Annotated in this window: 1 protein-coding gene; it reads left to right on the forward strand. The window is 55.6% G+C overall.

Annotation, left to right across the window (positions count from 1 at the left end; all coding sequences use genetic code 11):
• The coding region (locus F0L68_RS46245; protein ID WP_223199685.1) for a hypothetical protein at positions 1 to 284 on the forward strand (284 nt) is incomplete at its 5' end.
• Positions 285 to 356: the final 72 nt, after the last annotated feature.

Here is a 356-nt window from a genome sequence, read left to right on the forward strand (position 1 = left end):
GCGATGAGGGTCTCGATTTGCTCCTCCTGTTCCTGGATGCGGATGGAGTACTTGCGACGGATTTCCTCGATTTCCTCAGCCCTGGCAGCAGCCTCTGCCTCAAACTTGGAGCGCCAGTGTCCGATCTCACCGTTAGCCTTGACCAGCTGACGTTCGAGGTCCAGACGAGCTTCGGACTCCTCTTCCAGTTGGACGCGAACGGATTACAAATCGATCTCAACCTGGTGCAGGCTGGCCTCAAGCAGAGAGCGCCTTCTCTCCTCATCCTCAAGCCTGCGGCGTGAGTCTTCGAGTTGACTGGCGATCTGACTCTTCAGGTAAACTACGTTCTCAATGTTGACCTTGAGGTCCTGAAC

The sequence above is a fragment of the Solihabitans fulvus genome (genome assembly GCF_008386585.1).
Lineage (GTDB): Bacteria > Actinomycetota > Actinomycetes > Mycobacteriales > Pseudonocardiaceae > Solihabitans > Solihabitans fulvus.